General features: G+C 66.2%; 12 protein-coding genes. 5 read left to right on the plus strand and 7 right to left on the minus strand.

The features are described 5' to 3' along the window. Window positions 1–13: 13 nt before the first annotated feature. The 4 genes from LuPra_RS17430 to LuPra_RS17445 all read left to right on the plus strand — a co-directional run bounded on the left by LuPra_RS17430 (window position 14) and on the right by LuPra_RS17445 (window position 8,423). A complete protein-coding gene (locus LuPra_RS17430) occupies window positions 14–1,621 on the plus strand; it encodes a TldD/PmbA family protein (RefSeq protein ID WP_110171920.1) in 1,608 nt (535 codons plus the stop codon). A 139-nt stretch (window positions 1,622–1,760) separates the two neighbouring features. Further along, complete coding sequence (locus LuPra_RS17435) at window positions 1,761–3,116, plus strand: TldD/PmbA family protein (RefSeq protein ID WP_110171921.1); 1,356 nt, start codon at window positions 1,761–1,763, stop codon at window positions 3,114–3,116. 8 nt (window positions 3,117–3,124) lie between these two features. After that, window positions 3,125–4,741, plus strand: a complete 1,617-nt coding sequence (locus LuPra_RS17440) for a TldD/PmbA family protein (RefSeq protein ID WP_110171922.1) — start codon at window positions 3,125–3,127, stop codon at window positions 4,739–4,741. Between the two features lie 379 nt (window positions 4,742–5,120). Then, window positions 5,121–8,423, plus strand: a complete 3,303-nt coding sequence (locus LuPra_RS17445; protein ID WP_162271432.1) for a TonB-dependent receptor — start codon at window positions 5,121–5,123, stop codon at window positions 8,421–8,423. A 126-nt stretch (window positions 8,424–8,549) separates the two neighbouring features. Here LuPra_RS17445 and LuPra_RS17450 read toward each other — a convergent pair whose 3' ends face one another. From LuPra_RS17450 to LuPra_RS17470, 5 genes are all read right to left on the minus strand, one after another. After that, the gene (locus tag LuPra_RS17450; protein ID WP_110171924.1) at window positions 8,550–9,434 is read right to left on the minus strand and encodes an outer membrane beta-barrel protein; all 885 of its coding nucleotides are present in this window, start codon (window positions 9,432–9,434) and stop codon (window positions 8,550–8,552) included. Between the two features lie 144 nt (window positions 9,435–9,578). After that, a complete protein-coding gene (gene istB / locus LuPra_RS17455; protein ID WP_110171925.1) occupies window positions 9,579–10,340 on the minus strand; it encodes an IS21-like element helper ATPase IstB in 762 nt (253 codons plus the stop codon). Beyond that, window positions 10,337–11,806 carry an IS21 family transposase gene (gene istA / locus LuPra_RS17460; protein ID WP_162271433.1) on the minus strand — a complete coding sequence of 490 codons (1,470 nt, stop codon included), beginning with the start codon at window positions 11,804–11,806 and terminating at the stop codon, window positions 10,337–10,339. The genes istB and istA overlap by 4 nt, the downstream gene beginning before the upstream one ends. A 95-nt stretch (window positions 11,807–11,901) precedes the next feature. Beyond that, window positions 11,902–12,117: a hypothetical protein gene (locus LuPra_RS17465; RefSeq protein ID WP_110171927.1), complete on the minus strand. Its 216-nt coding sequence runs from the start codon at window positions 12,115–12,117 to the stop codon at window positions 11,902–11,904. A gap of 68 nt (window positions 12,118–12,185) precedes the next feature. Continuing rightward, window positions 12,186–12,521, minus strand: a complete 336-nt coding sequence (locus LuPra_RS17470) for a PadR family transcriptional regulator (protein WP_110171928.1) — start codon at window positions 12,519–12,521, stop codon at window positions 12,186–12,188. Between the two features lie 122 nt (window positions 12,522–12,643). Here LuPra_RS17470 and xerD point away from each other — a divergent pair, with 122 nt between their 5' ends. Beyond that, entirely contained in the window at window positions 12,644–13,555 is a 912-nt protein-coding gene (gene xerD, locus LuPra_RS17475; protein ID WP_234800442.1) for a site-specific tyrosine recombinase XerD, read from the plus strand. Window positions 13,556–13,748: 193 nt separating this feature from the next. Here xerD and LuPra_RS17480 read toward each other — a convergent pair whose 3' ends face one another. Both LuPra_RS17480 and LuPra_RS17485 read right to left on the minus strand, forming a co-directional pair. After that, entirely contained in the window at window positions 13,749–16,187 is a 2,439-nt protein-coding gene (locus LuPra_RS17480) for an LptF/LptG family permease (protein WP_110171929.1), read from the minus strand. Between the two features lie 88 nt (window positions 16,188–16,275). Next, window positions 16,276–18,237, minus strand: a complete 1,962-nt coding sequence (locus tag LuPra_RS17485) for a monovalent cation:proton antiporter family protein (RefSeq protein ID WP_110171930.1) — start codon at window positions 18,235–18,237, stop codon at window positions 16,276–16,278. Window positions 18,238–18,447 lie beyond the last annotated feature (210 nt).

Here is an 18,447-nt window from a genome sequence, read left to right on the forward strand (position 1 = left end):
AGAACGAAACGAGATGGCCCAGAACCGACGAGAGTTCCTGAAGGTAGCCGGCGCAGCCGGCGCGGCGTGGTCGCTGTCGGACGCATGGCTGGCACCGGTCTCCGCCCAATCGCCGAAGGGCCGCACCGGTCCGTGGCGCACGTGGGGCACCGACGCGCTCAAGCAGGCCCGAGGCCTCGGCTGCACATACGCCGATATCCGCTTTGGCCGGAAGCGATCACAAGCCTTGAACGTCCGGAACGGCCAACTGACGAGCGCCGGCGGTTTCAGCTTCGGGGGCTTCGGTGCCGTGCCCGGCGGCGGGATCTCGGACACCTTCGGCTTCGGCGTGCGCGTCGTCCACTCCGGCGTGTGGGGCTTCGCGAGCAGTCCGATCGTCTCGGCCGACGAGATCGGCCGCATCGTCCAGGAGGCCACCGCCATCGCGAAGGCGAGCGCGATGGCCAAGCGCTTCGACGTCAAGCTCGCGCCAGTGCCCGCGTACGACGAGTTCTACGAAACGCCGCACGAACGCGATCCCTTCGAGGTACCGCTCGAGGAGAAGCTTGCGGTGCTCACGGACGCGACCGACGCCATCCAGAAGAACAAACAGATCCTGTTTGCCACCGCGCAGGTGAGCTTCTCGCAGGACTGGAAGTTCCTCGTGACGTCGGAAGGGTCCTTCATCGAGCAGAGTCTCTACTACTGCTCGTGCGGCACCTCCGCGACGGCGCGCTCGAAGGGCCAGGTGAAGACCCGGATCTACACACCTGGAGCGTCGACGGCCGGTTACGAGTTCCTGGTGAAGGCCGACCTCAAGGGCAATGCCGAGCGCGTCGCCGCCGAGGCGGTCGAGCACAGCCTCGCAGCGCCGGTGCAGACCGGGTTGAAGGACCTGGTGCTCAAGCCGTCGCATATCGCCCTGACGATGCACGAGATCATCGCGCACCCCACCGAACTCGATCGCATCGTCGGCTATGAAGCCAACTACGCGGGCACGAGCTTCGTGAAGCTCTCGGACCTGGGGAAGTTGAAGTACGGCAGCCCGCTCCTCAACATTTATGCGGACCGCACCCACGTCGGCGGCTGCGGCACGGTGGGCTTCGACGACGATGGCGTCAAGTCGCAGCGTTGGCCAATCATCCAGGAAGGGCGCCTCGTCGGTTTGCAGACCAACCGCGAGACCGCGCACTACATGGGCGAGACCGAGAGCCGCGGCTGCACCTTCGCCAATCACTGGCGCAACTACCCGTTCCTGCGGATGCCCAACATCCAGATGGAGCCGGGCAAGCCCGGGTCCCCGAGCATCGAACAGATGATCGGCGACGTGAAGGACGGCGTGCTCGTCGAGGGGTCGGGCAGTTTCAGCATCGACCAGCAGCGCTACAACGGCCAGTTCGGCGGCAACGCCTTCTGGGAGATCAAGAACGGCAAGGTCACGCGGATGGTGACCGACTTCACCTACAACGCGATCACGACGGACTTCTGGGCCAATCTCGACGCCGTCGGACCACCCGAGAGCTGGGAGCACCACGGCATGGACGGCGACGCCAAGGGGCAGCCCGTCCAGTCCAACTATCCGTCGCACGGCTCTTCTCCATGCCTGATCCGCAAGGTGATGGTCGGGGCGGCTTTTTCGTAGCCTGCAGGCACTCACGGTAGGGCCCGCTCTCCGAGCGCGGCCCACACGTCAAGGGCCGGGTTCGGAGAACCGGCCCTACCGTCGTCTCGAATTCGAGGTCACCGTCGGACACAGTCCGACGGCTACGCATGAGGATTCAATGAGTTATTCGCGCGAAGAAGTGAAAGCGATCACCGACAAGATCCTGAACATGGCCAAGGCCGACGCGGTCGAGGTCGACTTCCAGGGCGGTGAGCGCTCGGCCACGCGGTACGCCAACTCCAGCATCACGGCGAACCTGATCGAACACGACCAGCAGGTCAGCATCACCGTGTACTACGGGCAGAAGAGCGCCAGCACGGTGACCCATCAGTTCGACGACGCCTCGCTCAAGACGGCGATCGAGGAAGCGCAGATCCTGGCGAAGCGGAAGCCGGACAACCCGGAGACGATGCCGCTCGTCAAGCCGCCGCAGAATTACGTCCCGGTGGACGCCGTGATCGACCGCACGGTCAACTTCGGCCCTGCCGAACGTGCGGCGATGGTGAAAAAGAGCCTCGACATCTGCGAGAAGAAGGGCGTAGTCGGGGCCGGCTACATCCCGAAGCTGCACTGGACCACCGCCAGAGCCAACAGCGAGGGACTGTTCTCGTACTTCCGCTACGCCGAAGCCAGCTTCATCCTCACTTGCCGTACGCCCGACGGCACCGGCTCCGGCTGGGCCGGGCAGACCGGCCTCAAGGACGTGAACCTGATCGACCCGGTATCGATCACCGAGACGGCCGCAAACAAGGCGCTCAAGTCGCAGAAACCGCGCGCCATCGAACCGGGCGACTACACGGTGATCCTCGAACCGCGTCCGGCCGCACGTTTTCTGTCGCTGCTGATGACGGCGATGGACGCGCGGTCGGCCGAGGAAGGCCGCAGCTTCATGAGCGGCGCGGAACGTGGCCAGACCAAGGTGGGGCAGAAGCTGTTCGGCGACAACGTCACCATCAAGAGCGTCATCAATCACCCGGTGCTGCGGCAGTCGCCAATCGGCGAGGACGGCTTGGCCGCGCAGGACGTGACCTGGATCGAGAAGGGTGTCGTCAAGAACCTGTACTACAGCCGGTACTGGGCGCAGAAGGCCGGCAAGGCCCCGACGGGCACGCCGCCGGGCCTGAGCATGGTCATGGACGGAGGCACGACCTCGGTGGAAGACATGATCAAGACCACCAAGCGCGGCCTGCTCGTGTCGTTCTTCTGGTACATGCGTCCGGTCGAGGCGATGTCGATCCTCTACACCGGGATGACGCGTGACGGGCTGTTCCTGATCGAGAACGGCGAGATCACCGCCCCGGTCCAGAACTTCCGGTGGAACGAGACGCCGGTAGTCGGCCTCAACAACATCAGCGCGCTCGGGCCGCCCCAGCCGATGCACACCGGCGAGGCGTACGACCAGCCGGGCACCGCGATGATCCCGGCGATGCGCATCGAAGACTTCACCATGACCTCCGTGTCCCCGGCGGTCTGAGGCGCATCATGAGCACGAATCGTCGAGACTTCATCAAGACCATCGGCGCGACCAGCGTCGCGCTCGCGTCCAGCGACCTCGTGGCGTCGCTCGTGGCCCAGTCGCCGAAGGGGCGCGTCCTCGAGTCGAAGTTCAAGGGCCTCTCGGACGTCGCACTCGGGGAGGCGAAGCGCCTCGGGGCCACCCACTGCGACGTGCGGTTCACCCGCAACCTCAGTGACTCCCTCACGGTGCGCGACCGCATCGTCGGCGGCGGCGGCTTCGGTGGCGGTGGGGGAGGCGGCGGTGGCTTCGGCGGTGGCGGCGGCCGCAACGAGAGCGCTGGCTTTGGCGTCCGCGTCCTGCACAGCGGCGTGTGGGGCTTTGCCAGCAGTCCGAACGTGACCGAAGACCAGGTGCGGCTCATCACACGGCAAGCCGTGGAGGTCGCGCGTGCGAGCGCCGTCGCCAAACGGTTCGACGTCAAGCTCACGGCAACACCTGCATATCAGGTCAACTGGTCAACGCCGATCAAGGTGGATCCGTTCACGGTCTCGCTCGACGACAAGATCGCGTTCCTGCTCGGGATCAACGAGCAGTTGACGAAGACCAAGGGCATCATCCGCACGCAGTCGTCGATTGCCCAGGACTACGAGTGGAAGTACTTCGCCTCGAGCGACGGCTCGTACATCGAGCAGGAGTCCTGGCGGATGGCGCCGAGCTTCACCGCGATCGCGCGTGCCAATGGCAAGGTCAAATCGCGCACCTACACCGTGCAGGCGCGGACCGGCGGATACGAGGTGGTCACCGGCGGCGCCATGCTGGAGAACGCGGACCGCATCGCCGCCGAAGCGGTGGAGCACGCGATGGCGCCCTCGGTGTCGCCGGGGCTGAAGGACATCGTGATGACGCCCTCGCACTCGATGCTGACCATCCACGAGATCATCGGACACCCGACCGAGCTCGATCGGATCCTCGGCTACGAGGCCAACTACGCCGGCACGAGCTTCATCAAGCTGACCGACGTGGGCAAGATGAAATACGGCAGCCCGCTGTTCAACGTCACCGCCGACCGCACCATGCCGGGCGGCCTCTGCACCGCCGGTTACGACGACGATGGTGTGAAGACGCAGTCGTGGCCGATCGTGCGGGAGGGGATGCTGGTCGGTCTGCAGACCAACCGCGAGACCGCGCACTTCATGGGCGAGAAGGAGAGCCGCGGCTGCACGTTTGCGACGTCATGGCGGAACTACCCGTTCCTGCGCATGGCCAACGTCCACGTCGAGCCCGGCGACGACAAGGCGCCCAGTGCCGAGGAGATCATTGCTGACACGAAGGATGGCCTTCTGATCGAAGGCCGCGGCAGCTACTCGATCGACCAGCAGCGCTACAACGGCCAGTTCGGCGGCGACGTCTTCTGGGAGATCAAGAACGGCAAGAAGGTGCGGATGGTGGCCGACGTGACCTACAACGCCATCACCACCGACTTCTACGGCAATCTCGACGCCATCTCGAACAAGGGATCGTGGGAGATGCACGGCACCACGGGTGATGCGAAGGGCCAGCCGGTACAGATCAACCACATCTCGCATGGCGCGCCATGGATGCGCGTACGAAAGGTGATGGTTGGCGCCGCGTATCTCTGAGCCGTCGGCTTCGCTGGAGGGCTCGCATCAATGCCGGAATGCCGAAAATGCCGGGATGTCGAGATCTCAGGTCCTCGACATGTCAGCATTTCGGCACTTCAGCATTTCAGAATTCGCGAATGTCGTCTCCCCGGGGTGGCTCGCGCGAAGAGCCAGTGGTCCGACATCTCGGGCATGTGGACCGCCGGCCGGCCGGCGCAGCCCCGCTTTTGGGCGCCCACTTGATCCCGACTTGTCGACCGGAGTAACCTCTCGGCCTATTGAACAGTTTCTGGGGAGTCCTGCGGCAATGGGCTCGGGTGTGCGGTCGCCACGTGGCGGCCGCGCAGAGGGCCGCGGTGTCTTCGAGGGGGAAGCAATGGGACAAAGCACGCGACAAATGACGATTGGGGCCTGCCTGGCGATGGCCATGGCGCTGGTCCCCACGATGACGTGGGCGCAGGCGACACGGGGCTCACTCGTAGGGACGGTGACCGACACGTCCGGCGGAGAGGTGCCCGGCGCAACGGTGACGATCACCGAAGTGAGCACCAACATCGTCGCCACGGGCGTGTCCAATGAGAACGGCGCCTACACGTTCCCGAACCTGAAGGACGGCCGATACCGCGTCGCGGCCGAACTCGCGGGGTTCAAGAAAGTGGTGCGCGAGAACGTCCAGGTGGACGTGAACACCACCATTCGCGTGGACTTCCGCCTTGAACCGGGCGATCTCGCAGAAACGCTGACGGTGACCGCGGAGTCGCCGGCCCTGCAGACCGACCGCTCCGATACCGGACGCATCATCCAGGGCGAGCAGATCGCGGCGATGCCTCTCGGCTTCGGGCGCAACTTCCAGGGGATGCTCGCGACGGTACCGGGCGCGTCGCGCCCCTTCAGGCCGCACTCGGAGTTCTTCAACTCGCAGGACTCGCTCTCCTCCAACGTCAACGGCCAGTCGCGCCTCGCCAACAACGTGATGATCGAGGGGATCGACAACAACCAGAAGACCGGGTTGCTGTCGGTCATCATCCCGTCGGCCGAAGCGCTCGAAACCGTCGCCGTGACGACGAGCAACTACGACGCCGAGTTCGGGCGCGCCGGCGGTGCGGTGACCAACGCGACGATCAAGTCCGGCACCAATCAGTTCAGGGGATCCGGCTTCTGGTTCGGCAACAACGAGAAGACGCAGGCGACCAACGCGTTCGTCGATCGCACGCTGGCCAAGGAACGGCAGAAGCCGGAGACGCTCTACAACCAGTTCGGCTTCACCTTCGGCGGGCCGATTATGAAGAACAAGTTGTTCTTCTTTGGCGACTACGTCCGGACCAACGACGATTTCGGACGCGTCAACCGGTACGTCCTGCCGACCGCCGATCAGCGCGCCGGCAACTTCAGCGGCTCCTCGGTGCCGATTTACGACCCGCTCACCGGCGATCCGGCGACGGGCGCGAACCGCGAGCAGTTCCCGGGCAACGTGATCCCGGCCAACCGGATCAGCCCGATCGCCCAGAAGATTCTCGCGGGCGTCCCACTGCCGAACATCCAGGGGGCGGGGTCCGGACAGATCAATTACCAGGACACGACGATCCGCGAGCGACGGACGGACGGCTTCGACGCGAAGATCAACTATCAAGCGTCGACGAAGGATCAGATGTCGGCCCGGTACAGCTTCATGCGGCCCACGGCCACGGAACCCGGGAACTTTTCGAACGATATTGGCGGGCCGTATCAAGGCGGCTTCATCGGCACCGGCGTGAACACGAGTTGGAGCGTTGCTGGCAACTGGGTGCGCACGTGGACCAACTCGCTCGTGATGGACGTCCGGACCGGCGTGATGAGCTATCACAACGAGGCACTCATCGCGACAATCGGCAAGAACACGGCGTCGGAGATCGGCATTCCTGGGGCGAACCTCGACACCTACACGAGCGGGATGACCCAGATCAACATTAACCAGGGAATCAACAACAACAACCCGATCGCCGGCTTCTCGGCCTCGCTGCCCTGGAATCGTGGCGAGACGACTGTGGACCTCTCCACCACGGTAACCAAGCTCGCGGGGAACCACACCATCAAGGTCGGCGGCACCTATCGGCACAACCGCGACTACCTGCTGCAGACGCAGGACCAGGGCGGGCCGCGCGGCGTGTTCAACTTCAGCGCGAGTCAGACCGGCAGCCCTGCCAACGCCGCGTCGCAGACCAACATCAACAACCCCATCGCCGCGTTCCTACTAGACCGCCCGAGCGGCGCCGGCCGTGACCTGGCCGTCATCCAGGAACCCGGCACCGTGCACTCGGCCGTGTTCGCGTTCGTGCACGACAAATGGCAGGTCTCACCAAAGCTGACCGTCGACCTGGGGTTGCGCCACGAGTACTACACGCCGCTCGTCGGCATCGAGACGCAGGGCGGTCTCTCGAACTACGATCCGTCCACAAACACCCTGCGGGTGTCTGGCTACGGCGACGTGGGCGACGCCATCGGCGTCAAGTCCAACTGGAAGAACTTCAACCCGCGGCTCGGCCTGTCGTATCGCTTCGACGACAAGTCTGTCGCGCGCGCCGGCTACGGCATGAGTACCATCCCCTTCGGCGACAACACGTACGCATTCAATTACCCGGTCAAGCAGAACAACCAGTTCAACGCCGCCAACGCCTTCGTCCCGCCGACAGGCGTGAGCATGGCGGCAGGCTTCCCGGCGCCGGTCGTGGCCGACATCCCGAGCAACGGCATCATCGATGTCGGTGCCGATGCGCGCTTGCGCAACGCCTCGTACGCCTACTTCCCCTCGAACCTGAAGGAAGGGCAGATCCACTCGTGGAACGTCGCGTTCCAGCGCGAGATCGGCTACAACTTCACGGCCGAAGTCGCGTACGTCGGCAACCATGGCCAGGACATCATCCAGCGCCTCAACCTCAACGCCGGCTACGTGCTCGGCGCCGACAACCTCGGGCGGCCGCAGTTTGCGTCCACCGGCAGGACCGCCGATACCATTGCGTTCCTGCCCTACCACACCGACTACCACTCGATGCAGGTGAAGGTCGACCGCCGGTTCCGCAACAATTTCCTGGTGACCAACTCGTACACGCTGGGTAAGGGCGAGAGCTACGACGCGGGCGACTCGAACGGCACCATCAATACGCCTGCCGACATCGAGCGGAGCTGGGGGCGCACGAGCAACGATCGTACCCACGTGTTCGTCAGCAGCTTCGTCTACGGCCTGCCCTGGCGCACGGATGGTATCGTCGGATGGCTCGTGAACGGGTGGCAGGTGTCCGGCCTCTTCACCGCGCAGAGCGGTACGGCCCTTGACATCCAGATGAGCGGGGCGCTCCTGCGCGCGCCGGGGAACACCCAGCGGCCGGACATGAACGGGGAATCCTCCATTCAGGGGGGCATCGGCGTGGGGAAGACCTGGTTCGACACGAGCGTGTTCAGCGATCCGGCGGCCAACACGTTCGGCAACCTGACGCGCAATGGCGCGGGGATCGACGGGCCCGGGTATGTGAACCTCGACGGCTCGCTCGTGAAGCGGTTCGGGATGGGGGCGAAGTACGGCGAGTTCCGCGTGGACGCGTTCAACGTGACCAACTCGCTCCACGCCAACAACCCGAACACCACGTATGGCAATGCGGTCTTCGGACAGATCAACGGGTCCTACGGCGAACGCCTCGTCCGGTTCGGCCTGAAGATGGTGTTCTAGCGAAAGTGCCGCAGGTAGGGACGCCTCTCTGAGGCGCACCCTCTGGCCGGCTCAGAGAGCCGGCCCTACCTCGCAAATGCCGGAATGCCGGAATGTCGAGATCTAAGTACTCGACATTCCGGCATTTCAGCATTCCAGCATTTTCGGCATACCTGACCGACCTATCGGCCGAACGCAACCCCCGACGAAGAAGACCGCGCCGCCGAGCGATGTGTCACCGGTGACGGCCGAGACGCCGCTGTCGCCGAGGGCGCCGGGCACGGCGCGGTAGCGGAACTCGGCGCGGATGGCGAAGCGCGGCTGCAGGTAGACGTCCACGCCGCCGAGGACGTGATACGACGCGAATGTGTCGTCGACGGTCTCATCCTCTTCTTCGAACTCGTCGGACTCGCGGTAGAGCAGGACGCCCGCGCCACCGCCGATGTACGGCACCACGCGCCGCCGCGTACCCGGGGCACCGTCGAATCGCCAGCCGGCCGTGAAGTCGATCGGCACCATCCGGATGTCCAATGGAATCCCGAGCGGGTATCGCCCTCCTGCATCGTCGAGAAAGACCCGCTCGCCAGTCTCGCCCGACCAGTCGACTGACCCGCGAACGAAGAGCTGCCGATAGACACGCGTCGCCTCGACGCCGCCACCGAATGCCAGCAGATTGCCCGTGATGCCGACGGCGTCGAACGAGTCGCGGGCATCAGGCGCGAACAACCCGACGCCGGCAAACCCGATGCCACCCGGCCCAGGCTTCTTGGGCGCCTGGTCTGCCGGCGCCGCGTCCTGCGCAGGCGGAGGCGGTGGCAGCGGCCGCAAAGGCGGCCCGGGGACGGCCGGCTCACCTGGCGAAAGCACGAGTCGATGGACGTATCCCACGACCGGAGGGTCGCCAGCCCGGACGCGCCACCAGTCGCCCTCCAGGCGCTCGAGGACCTCGACCCTTGCGCCGCGTTCCAACCGCGCCAGGATGCGGGCGCCGCTCAGAAAGTAGACCAGTCCGCCGCTCGGAAAATGATCCACCTGCGGGGCCTCATTCTACGCGGAGCGGGCCGGTAGGCCCGCCTGCCATGCCCTCATCGTGAGGGGTGGTCTTGTCCTTGACGGCCTGCGGGCGGCTTGGCCCCCGCTCTGAGGGGCCAGGCCGGCTGCAGGCCGTGCGCCGCGTCAGTCGGCGCTGGTCCGCCGTTTCTTCATGCGGTAGCTCTTGCCCTTGGTCGTGATCACCGTGGCGTGATGCGCCAGACGATCGAGCAGCGCGGTCGTCAGCTTCTCGTCGCCGGCAAAGACCGTGACCCACTCGGCAAACGCGAGGTTCGTGGTCACCACCGTCGCGCGCCGCTCATAGCGATCGGCGATCAGATTGAAGAGCAGTTCGCCGCCGACCCGATCAAACGGGACGAAGCCCAGTTCGTCGATGATCAGGACGTCCTGGGTGAGCAGGCGTCGCTGCAGCCGTGCGAGCTCGCGCGCATCACGCGCTTCGAGGAGCTGACGTACCAGATCGGCGGCGCGCGTAAAGAGCACGCGCCGCTTCTGCCGCGTCGCTTCGACGCCGAGCGCGATCGCGAGGTGCGTCTTGCCCGTGCCGATCGGGCCCGCGAGGATCAGGTTCTCGGGGCGCGTGACCCACTCCCCACGGGCGAGCGTGTGGATCTGCGCGGCGTGGACCCCCTCGGCCGTCGCAAAGTCAAAGGTCTCGAGCGTCTTGACCTCCGGGAAGCGGGCCTCGCGCAGCCGCTGGCGGATCACCGACTCGTGGCGCGAGGTGTGCTCGGCGTTGAGTACCTCGTGCAGGTAGTCCTCGTAGGGCCAGTGCGCGGCCTGCGCCTGACGCGCCAGCGCTTCAAAGCTGCGGGCCACGCCCGGGAGTTTGAGCGCGCGCGTGTGGCCGACGATCAGGTCGCGCGTGATCGCGGGCGTGCTCATGCCGCACCGTCCTGCAGCCAGCGGTCGTAGTCCGCGGCCACGCCGCTCGTGATCGCCACATCGCGGAGCGACGCCGGCACGGCCTCCGCGCCGAGCACCGGTGGCGCCTCCGCATGCACGGCCAGTCGGAGGGGCGTGCCGTCGCGCAGGGCACGCTCGAGTGCCGGCACGACGACGGCCGCACCGGCGGCGTGCAGATCGCCCAGGATCTTGGCGAGATGCCGGGCGGCGTCCCGCGGCGCATGCTGCGCCGTCAGGTTGGCCCACACCGCGGGGAAGGGATCGCCGAGATCGCGCACCAGATCGGGCGCGACCTGGCGGACCGCCTGCGGCTTGATCGCCAGTGCGGGCAGGTAGTGGCGATAGTCGATCGAGCGGCCGCCAAAGCGTTGCCGCGGATGGGAGATGCGCCGACCGTCGCGGCCGACGATGGTGACCGTCGTCGCGCCGACCCAGGCCGTCAAATCCAGCCCGGCCCACGCGCACGGCACCGAGTACCACGCGCCGTGGACCCGGGCCAGCGCGCGCGGCGCGATGCTCACGGGGACGGCCGCCTCGGCGACAAACGGCACATCGAGCGGACGCAGGAGGCGCTGCTCCTCGGCGGAGCGCACGCCGATGGTGGCCTCGGTGCCATGCCGGCGCGTGTCGCGGCGCGCATCGAGCTGCGCCAGCAGTTGCGTGTTGATCGCGTCGAGGGTGTCGCCCGCGGGAATTGGCGTCAGTGCCTGCAGCCGGATGTACTTGCCGCGCGATTCGACGCCGCCCTTGTCGTGGCCGACGCCCGGGCGACAGAAGCTCGGCTCGAAGAGATAGTGCGAGGCGAGCGCCGCAAAGCGGATCGTCAGGGCCCGCTCGCCGCCGGCGAGGATCCGGGCCACCGCCGGTTTGAGATTGTCGTACGCCACCCGCGTGGGCGCGCCGCCCAGATGGGCAAAGGCGCGCACGTGGCCGTCGAGAAAGCTGACCTGATCCTGGCGCTCGTAAATCCAGCCGAAGTCGCGGCCCGAGTACATCAGGCGCAGCACGAAGAGCCACGCCTTCTGGCGCCGGCCCGCCACATCGACCTGCACTTCAAAGAAGTCGACCTCCGCCAGCTCGCCCGGGCGATAGGTCAGCGGAATCAGCGGCTCGCGTCGCTGCCGCTTCCACTCCGCCACGGCCGCCTTGACTAGGGAGACGCCGACATCGTGACCTTCCGCCCGGAGCAGCTGGTGCAGCCGCGTGGCCGTCAGTCGCTGTTTGGGCGTGGTCCAGCGCGGCGCCTCCTCGAGCAGCGCGGCGATGCGCGGTGCGACCGCCGCGCTCACGGGCCGCGGTCGCGGCTGCGCCTCGTGCCGCACCGGCGCGGCCTGCGCCAGGTACTTCTTCACCGTCACCCGCGACAGCCCCAGCTCCCGCGCCACCGCTCGCTGCGATCGTCCCTCGACCAGCACCTTGTGCCGGACCACATGCACCTGATCCATCCTGAGCATCCTCTCCAGCGGACCCCGGCGCCGCGTACGCCGGCAAGTCCGCCCGTCAGACCCTCAGGTGGTCTACTTTCCGAGCGGCGAATGGATCACTTTCCGAGCGGCGCGCCCACCAGGACGGGCCCACGCACACTCGGGGCGCCACGCAAGAACGTCGCGTCCGTGTTGACGTGCATCGCGCTGCCGTCCCGTGCCGGCGCTGCTGGCGGCGTGGCGGGTTGTGCGCCGGCGAGGCCGGCGCGACTGGCCAGCATGGCGATCAGTGTCGCGGCCGACAGGATGCGGGGGACGTGGCGATCTCTCATGGACCTCCGGGGCCTCTTCGTGCGTGCCTCGTCAAGGGTTCGGTGGTAAGCGCCCCGCCGGACCCGTGTCACTGCTCGTCGAACCGGAGGACGTGCCGGACACCCTGGACCAGCTTCTGCCACTTGGCCTCTTCCTCGTCGAGCTGGCGGCGCCCAGTCGGCGTCAACGCATAGACGCGGGCCTTGCGCTGGCTTTCGGTGACACTCCACGAGGACTTGACCCAGCCCTCCTGCTCGAGTCGCCGGAGGGCAGGGTAGAGGGAGCCCTCCTCGACACGCAGCAGGGCGTGCGATGTCTGCTGGATGTGCTGGGCGATGGCGTAGCCGTGCCTTGGGCCCGCGTCCAGTGTCTTCAGGATCAGCAGGGTCAGCGTGCCCTGGAGGGCATCAGTCCTTGGCGGCACGGGGCCCCCGAATGCGATGCATCGACATCTATGCCTCGAATTCTATGCCTAGAGAAGCGAGTGTGCACATCGCGATTTCAGGCGATGTGAAAACGGCAGATTCGCGCGGTTATGCTGGCAAGGTGTCAGCGGACTCACCCAGCCCCAGCGACGCCCGGATCGACGCCTACCTCGACCATCTGCGGGTGGTGCGGCGACTCCAACCGCTGTCGATCGAGAGCTACAACCGCGACTTGCTCCAACTGGCACGGTTCGCGGCAGGCCGGGGGAGCTCGCCAGAGGTGCTGTCACTCCAGGACCTCGAGGCGTTCGTCCGGGCACTCATGGCGGAGGGATACTCGCCGCGATCGGTGGCGCGCATGGTTGCCGGAGTGCGCGGGTTCTACAAGCACCTGCTGGTCTCGCGGGTCATCGCGTCGAATCCGTCCGAGGATTTGCGCCCACCCCGGGCCTGGCGGACTCTCCCGCGGTACCTCTCGCTCGAGGAGGTCGATGCCCTGCTCGGGGCGCCCGATCTCTCCACGCCCCGGGGCCTGCGCGATCGCGCCCTGCTCGACGTGCTGTACGCAACCGGCCTGCGCGTGTCGGAACTGGTTTCGCTGCGACCGCCCGACCTGAACCTGGAGGTCGGATTCCTGACCTGTATCGGCAAGGGCGACAAGCAACGCATCGTGCCGGTGGGCGACCTGGCGATCGCGTCGCTGCGCGCCTACCTTGGCGGCGGCCGCATGGCGCTGCTGAAGGGGCAGGCGTCGCCGTGGCTGTTCCCCGGGGGACGCGGCACATCGGCGCTGACCCGGGTGGGGTTCTGGAAGCTGCTCAAGGGCTACGCGCTCAAGGCCGGCGTCTCGCACGACGTGTCGCCGCACGTCCTGCGCCACTCGTTCGCGACACACCTGCTGGATCGCGGCGCCGACCTCAGGGCCATCCAGATGATGCTGGGCCACGCCGCCCTGTCGACCACGCAGATCTACACGCACGTGCTCGAGGCGCGCCTGAAACGTGTCTACGATGCTCACCACCCGCGCGCGTGAGAAACCGGAACGGGGGATCAGGAACGCAGGATCTGAGGAACGCAGGAACGCAGGGATCAGGATCTCAGGAATCCAGAAATCCAGGAATGACAATGCGCACGGTCGAGCGTTGTCGGCCGGCCGACTTTGGTCTGCGATCGCTTACGCTTCCAGGATTCGGGTGGGTGTTCCTGCGTTCCTGTGCTCCTGTGCTTTACGTCCGTGCACTGACGACGAGGTACGCGGCCACGGCGATGAAGAGGATGTTGGGCGCCCATGCCGCGAGCGGGGGAGCGATAGCCCCGGCACTGCCCACGGCCGCGAAGAGGCTCTGTGTCGTCCAGTAGAGGATCGCGAGGACGATCCCGATCCCGATACCGAAGAGGGTGCCCTTGCGGCCCGTGGTGACGCCAAAGGGAATGGCGATCAGGGTCATGATCAACGTGATGAACGGGAAGGCCATCTTGCGGTGCAGCGCCACCTGCAGGGGCACGCTGTTGTAGCCCGCCTGATCGAGCTCTGCGATGTGTTGCCGGAGTTGCCCGACCTTCATGCGCTCGGCCAGCACCGCCTCCGGTTCCTCGACGCCGAAGTAATCCGGCGTCTCCATGGAGACGGTCCTGGTGGGGAAGACCGAGAAGGCAGTAACCGCGTTGCGGTCCCCAAAGCTACGCTGCCATCCCAGGTCGGCTCGCCAGGTGTGCGCATTCATGTGTGTCGTGACGCGCGCAAACGTGCGGCCCGTGACGTTCCAGCCGCGCGACCCGAACGTGTAGACCGTCAGGTCCTCGAGCCGTTGCGTGCGCGTGTCGAAACGCCCGTAGTGGTAGAGCTCGCCGTTGCTTCCAGCCATCCACTGCCGGCTCGCGAGGTTGTAGGGCCGGGGCATGCCGGTCCGGATGGTGCTCTTCAGTTCCTCGGCACGCCGGTTGGACGCCGCGAGAATGCTCTGCTCCATGCCGAACAGCACCACGCTCCAGGCCAGTCCGAACAACAACATCGGCACGGTTGCGCGGTACAGGCTCACGCCGCACGCCTGCATCACCGTCAGTTCGCTGGTGCGGGTGAGCAGGCCCACGGTGACAAGTGTCCCGACAAGCGCCGCCAGGGCGGTGATGTAGTACGTGTACTGCGGGGTGGAGTAGAGGAAGAAGCTGAGGAGCATCTGCCCCGTGGTCTTCCCCTTGAAGAGGTACTCGCTGTAGTCGGTGAAGATCGCGATGTAGAACACCGCGAGCATGCCGAGGAACGTGACGCCGAACACGCGCAGGTAGATGCGACTGAGGTACCGATCGAGCAGGTTGAAGGAGGGGAGTATCCCCTGTGGCACCTTGATGACCACCACGACCTGTTTGCGTCCGGAACTCCTGACCGCCGTCGCTGCCGGCGTCGCCGCAGGTGTCCCGGCGGGCACCGACCCGCTGTTGCCCACCGACGCGATGGCAGACGAGGCTCGCGGTGTCGAGCCGTCCGTCGTCTCGGCGGTGGCACGTGGCAACAGGCGCGCGAGCGCCTCCGGGATTGGAATGCGAATCGACGGCGAGAACTCGTAGCCGCGCGTCTTCAGCACCAGCAGGACGACGCCCGCGCCTCCCAGGACCACGTTCGGGATCCACAACGCGAATTCGGCGGGGACCTGGTGGCCCTTGGCCAGGGCCGTCCCCACGTACATCAGCACGTAGTACACGAGGACGACCGCGATACCGATCACGAACCCGGCATTCTTGCCGTCCTTGCGATGGCTGACACCAAGGACCAGCGCAATCAGGCCGAAGACCAGGCATGCAGCGGGAATCGTGTACTTGCGCTGGATCGCCATGATCGGGTTGTGCGGCGACAGGCCCTGTTCCCGCATCTGGCGTGCTTTCGTGCGCAACTGCGGAATGGTCATCTCGTTGTCGCCGGGCGTGAGGCCCTGGCGGGGGAACACGGTTTCCGGATCGAGTTGCACTGTCAGGGCGTCGAATTGCTGGAGTTCATACTGCGCCGGCGCCTCGAGGGTCGACCGGTGCAGGATGCCGTCCTCGAGAATCAGGTCGACGCGACGTTGCGCCGGCTCGAGCACGAAATGCCCGCGGTCCGCCGTGAGCAGCTGCGTCTCGCCGGGCTTGCGCGTGTCGGCGAGGAACACGCCCTTCCAGCCGCGGGTGTTCGATGGGACGTCACGGACGTAGAGGACGAGGTTGGGAAACTCCTCGAAGAAGACCCGCGGCCGCACGTCGCTCTCGGCCTTGGCCTGGATGATGCGGAAAGTGATGTCGCGAAACGTCTGGTTGGCGCGCGGCATCGCCTCCATCATCGTGTAGGCGGTGACGGCGGTCGCAACCACCGCCATCAACAGCACCGGACGCAGGATGCGGTACAGGCTCACGCCGCACGCCTGCATGGCGACGGCCTCGCGGTCGGCCGACAGGCGGCCCAACGCCATCAGCAATCCCACCAGCAGGCTGATCGGGATCGTGATCGCCAGCGAGGAAGGCAGCAGCGTCAGGACGATACGGCCGATGATCGGCAGCGTCACGCCCTTGGCGATGAGCTTCTCCGCCACGTCCATGATCGTGGGGATCTGCAGCAGGAACGTGAGGATGAGCAGCGTCAGGCCGAATGGCGCCAGCGTCTCACGGATGATGTATCGGTCGAGCGTTCGGAGCATGGGGCAGGGGAACCGTCGGCACAGGCCCGCCACCAGGCGTCCTGCTCATCTGACGATCATTTCAGAAGATTCGTCCGTCGCCAAACTTTCAGCGGCGCGCGGCGAGTGCTTCGATGGCGCGGCGCTGTTCTGCGGTGCCGGCAATCGCCAGCAGGTCGCACGCCTCGAGGGCTTCGGTCGGACCGGGGTTGGCGATCATCTGTCCCCGCCGCATGATGCCGACCACGGTCGCGCCGGTGCGTGTGCGCAACGCCAGGTCGGCGATGCGCCGGCCTTCCATCACGCTGCCTGACGCCACCTCGACCCACACGAAGTCGAACAGCTGGTGCGCGGCGCCGAGCTGGACGAGCTTCTGGTAGTCGCTGCCATCGCCGAACAGTGGCCCGTACATCTCCTGGCGCAGTCGGGTGCTCAGACGGTGCACCTCGGTAACTCCATAGTCCATGTGTAGCAGCGACTGCCGCACCATCTCGAGACCGGCCTCGAGCTCTGGCTGGACCACCTCCGCAAGGCCACGTTCCTGCAAGTGCCGCAACTGCTCGGCCCCCTCGGCGCGCGCGACGATGCGCATCTGCGGGTTGATCTTGCGCACCTGCTCGATGATCGCCTCGGTGACACTGATGATCGGCACCGTCACCAGCACCAGTCGGGCGCGGCTGACCTGCACCGCCTCGAGGACGACTTCCTGCGTCGCATCGCCGAACACCGCAGCGATCCCGGCGGTGCGCGCCTGGTCGAACCGACGATAGTCGAGCTCGACGAGCACGGCCGGCAACGTCAGACGCTGCAGGAACTGCGCGGTGAATCGGCCGACCCTGCCGCCCCCAACGATGACCACGTGATCGTGAAGGCCGGAGGCGGGGAGGTTGATGGTCTGGAACGGCTCCCGTCCTGACCGTCGGCGCCACCAGGCGTAGATGGGGCCGGTCAGCCCAGATACGGCCGGGGTGAGCACCATGCTGACCACCGCGGCGTTGAGGACGAGTGCAAAGGCCTCCGCGCTCAGCGCGCCACTGGCGAGGCCCACCCGGCCGAGCACGAACGCGAACTCGCCGATCTGCCACAACCCCAGGCCGACGGCGAGCGGCACCACGTTACGGTAGCCGAACCCATACGCCAGCCCCGCCAGGATCAGCGACTTGCCCACCAGGATCGCCAGCAACAAAACGACGACCTGACCAGCGGTGGCCAGCAACAGGCGCGGGTCGATGAGCATGCCGACCGAGGCAAAAAACAACATCCCGAACACGTCGCGTAGCGGAATGATGTCGCTCAGGGCCTGGTGCGCATAGTCGGACTCGCTCAGCACGAGGCCCGCCACGAAGGCGCCAAAGGCGAACGACAGCCCGAACAGGTACGTCGCGTAGCCCACGCCCAGCCCGATGGCCGTAATCGCGAGCAGGAACAGCTCCCGGGACTGCCGGACGGCGATGACCTGCATCAGGCGCGGCAGCAGTCGGGTACCGACCACGACCATCAGCCCGAGGAACAGGACGGCCTTCCCGGTGGCCGCGGCGAGCGCATGCAGCCCTGCCTCCGCATCCGAAAGGGCCGGCAGCAGGATCATCAGGGGCACGACGATGAGGTCCTGGGCGATGAGGACGCCGATCATGACCCGGCTCGACAAGGTGCCCATGCGACCCTGGCTCATCAGGGTCTTGAGGATGACCATCGTGCTGCTGAGCGCGATCAGCGCACCCAGCCAGAGCGACATGGTCCACGGCCAGCCGAACAGGTGGCCGAGTGCGGTACCGAGCAGGATCGTCAGCACCATCTGGATCGGCGTCCCGATGAGGGCGATACGCCGGACCGGTTGGAGCTGCTTGAGCGAGAACTCCAGGCCGAGGGCGAACAACAACAGCGCCACGCCGATCTCGGCCAACAGCTCGATGTCGTGGGTGTTGGTGACGGCCCGGCCGATCGAGTGCGGCCCGACGAGCACGCCGGCGAGGATGTAGCCCAGGATCAGCGGTTGGCGCAGCGCCTGGGCGATGAGACCGCCGACCAGGCCGGCCACGATGACGATCGCGAGGTCTGCGGCGATGCCCATCAGGCGCGTGAAGATGAGCGGCGATTGCGGCCCGACATCGCCGAAGCCGGGCGCGCCGAAGCGTTAGGTCGAATCACACAAGTGGATACACACATCGCTTCAACAGGCCGTATTCTGGTGTAGATATTCAGAGTCCGATAATACACATTATGTTAACTTCTAGATCTGGATTGAGCGTCTCGCTCAAGACGCTGCTGCGGTGCCCTACCG

The organism is Luteitalea pratensis (assembly GCF_001618865.1).
GTDB lineage: Bacteria > Acidobacteriota > Vicinamibacteria > Vicinamibacterales > Vicinamibacteraceae > Luteitalea > Luteitalea pratensis.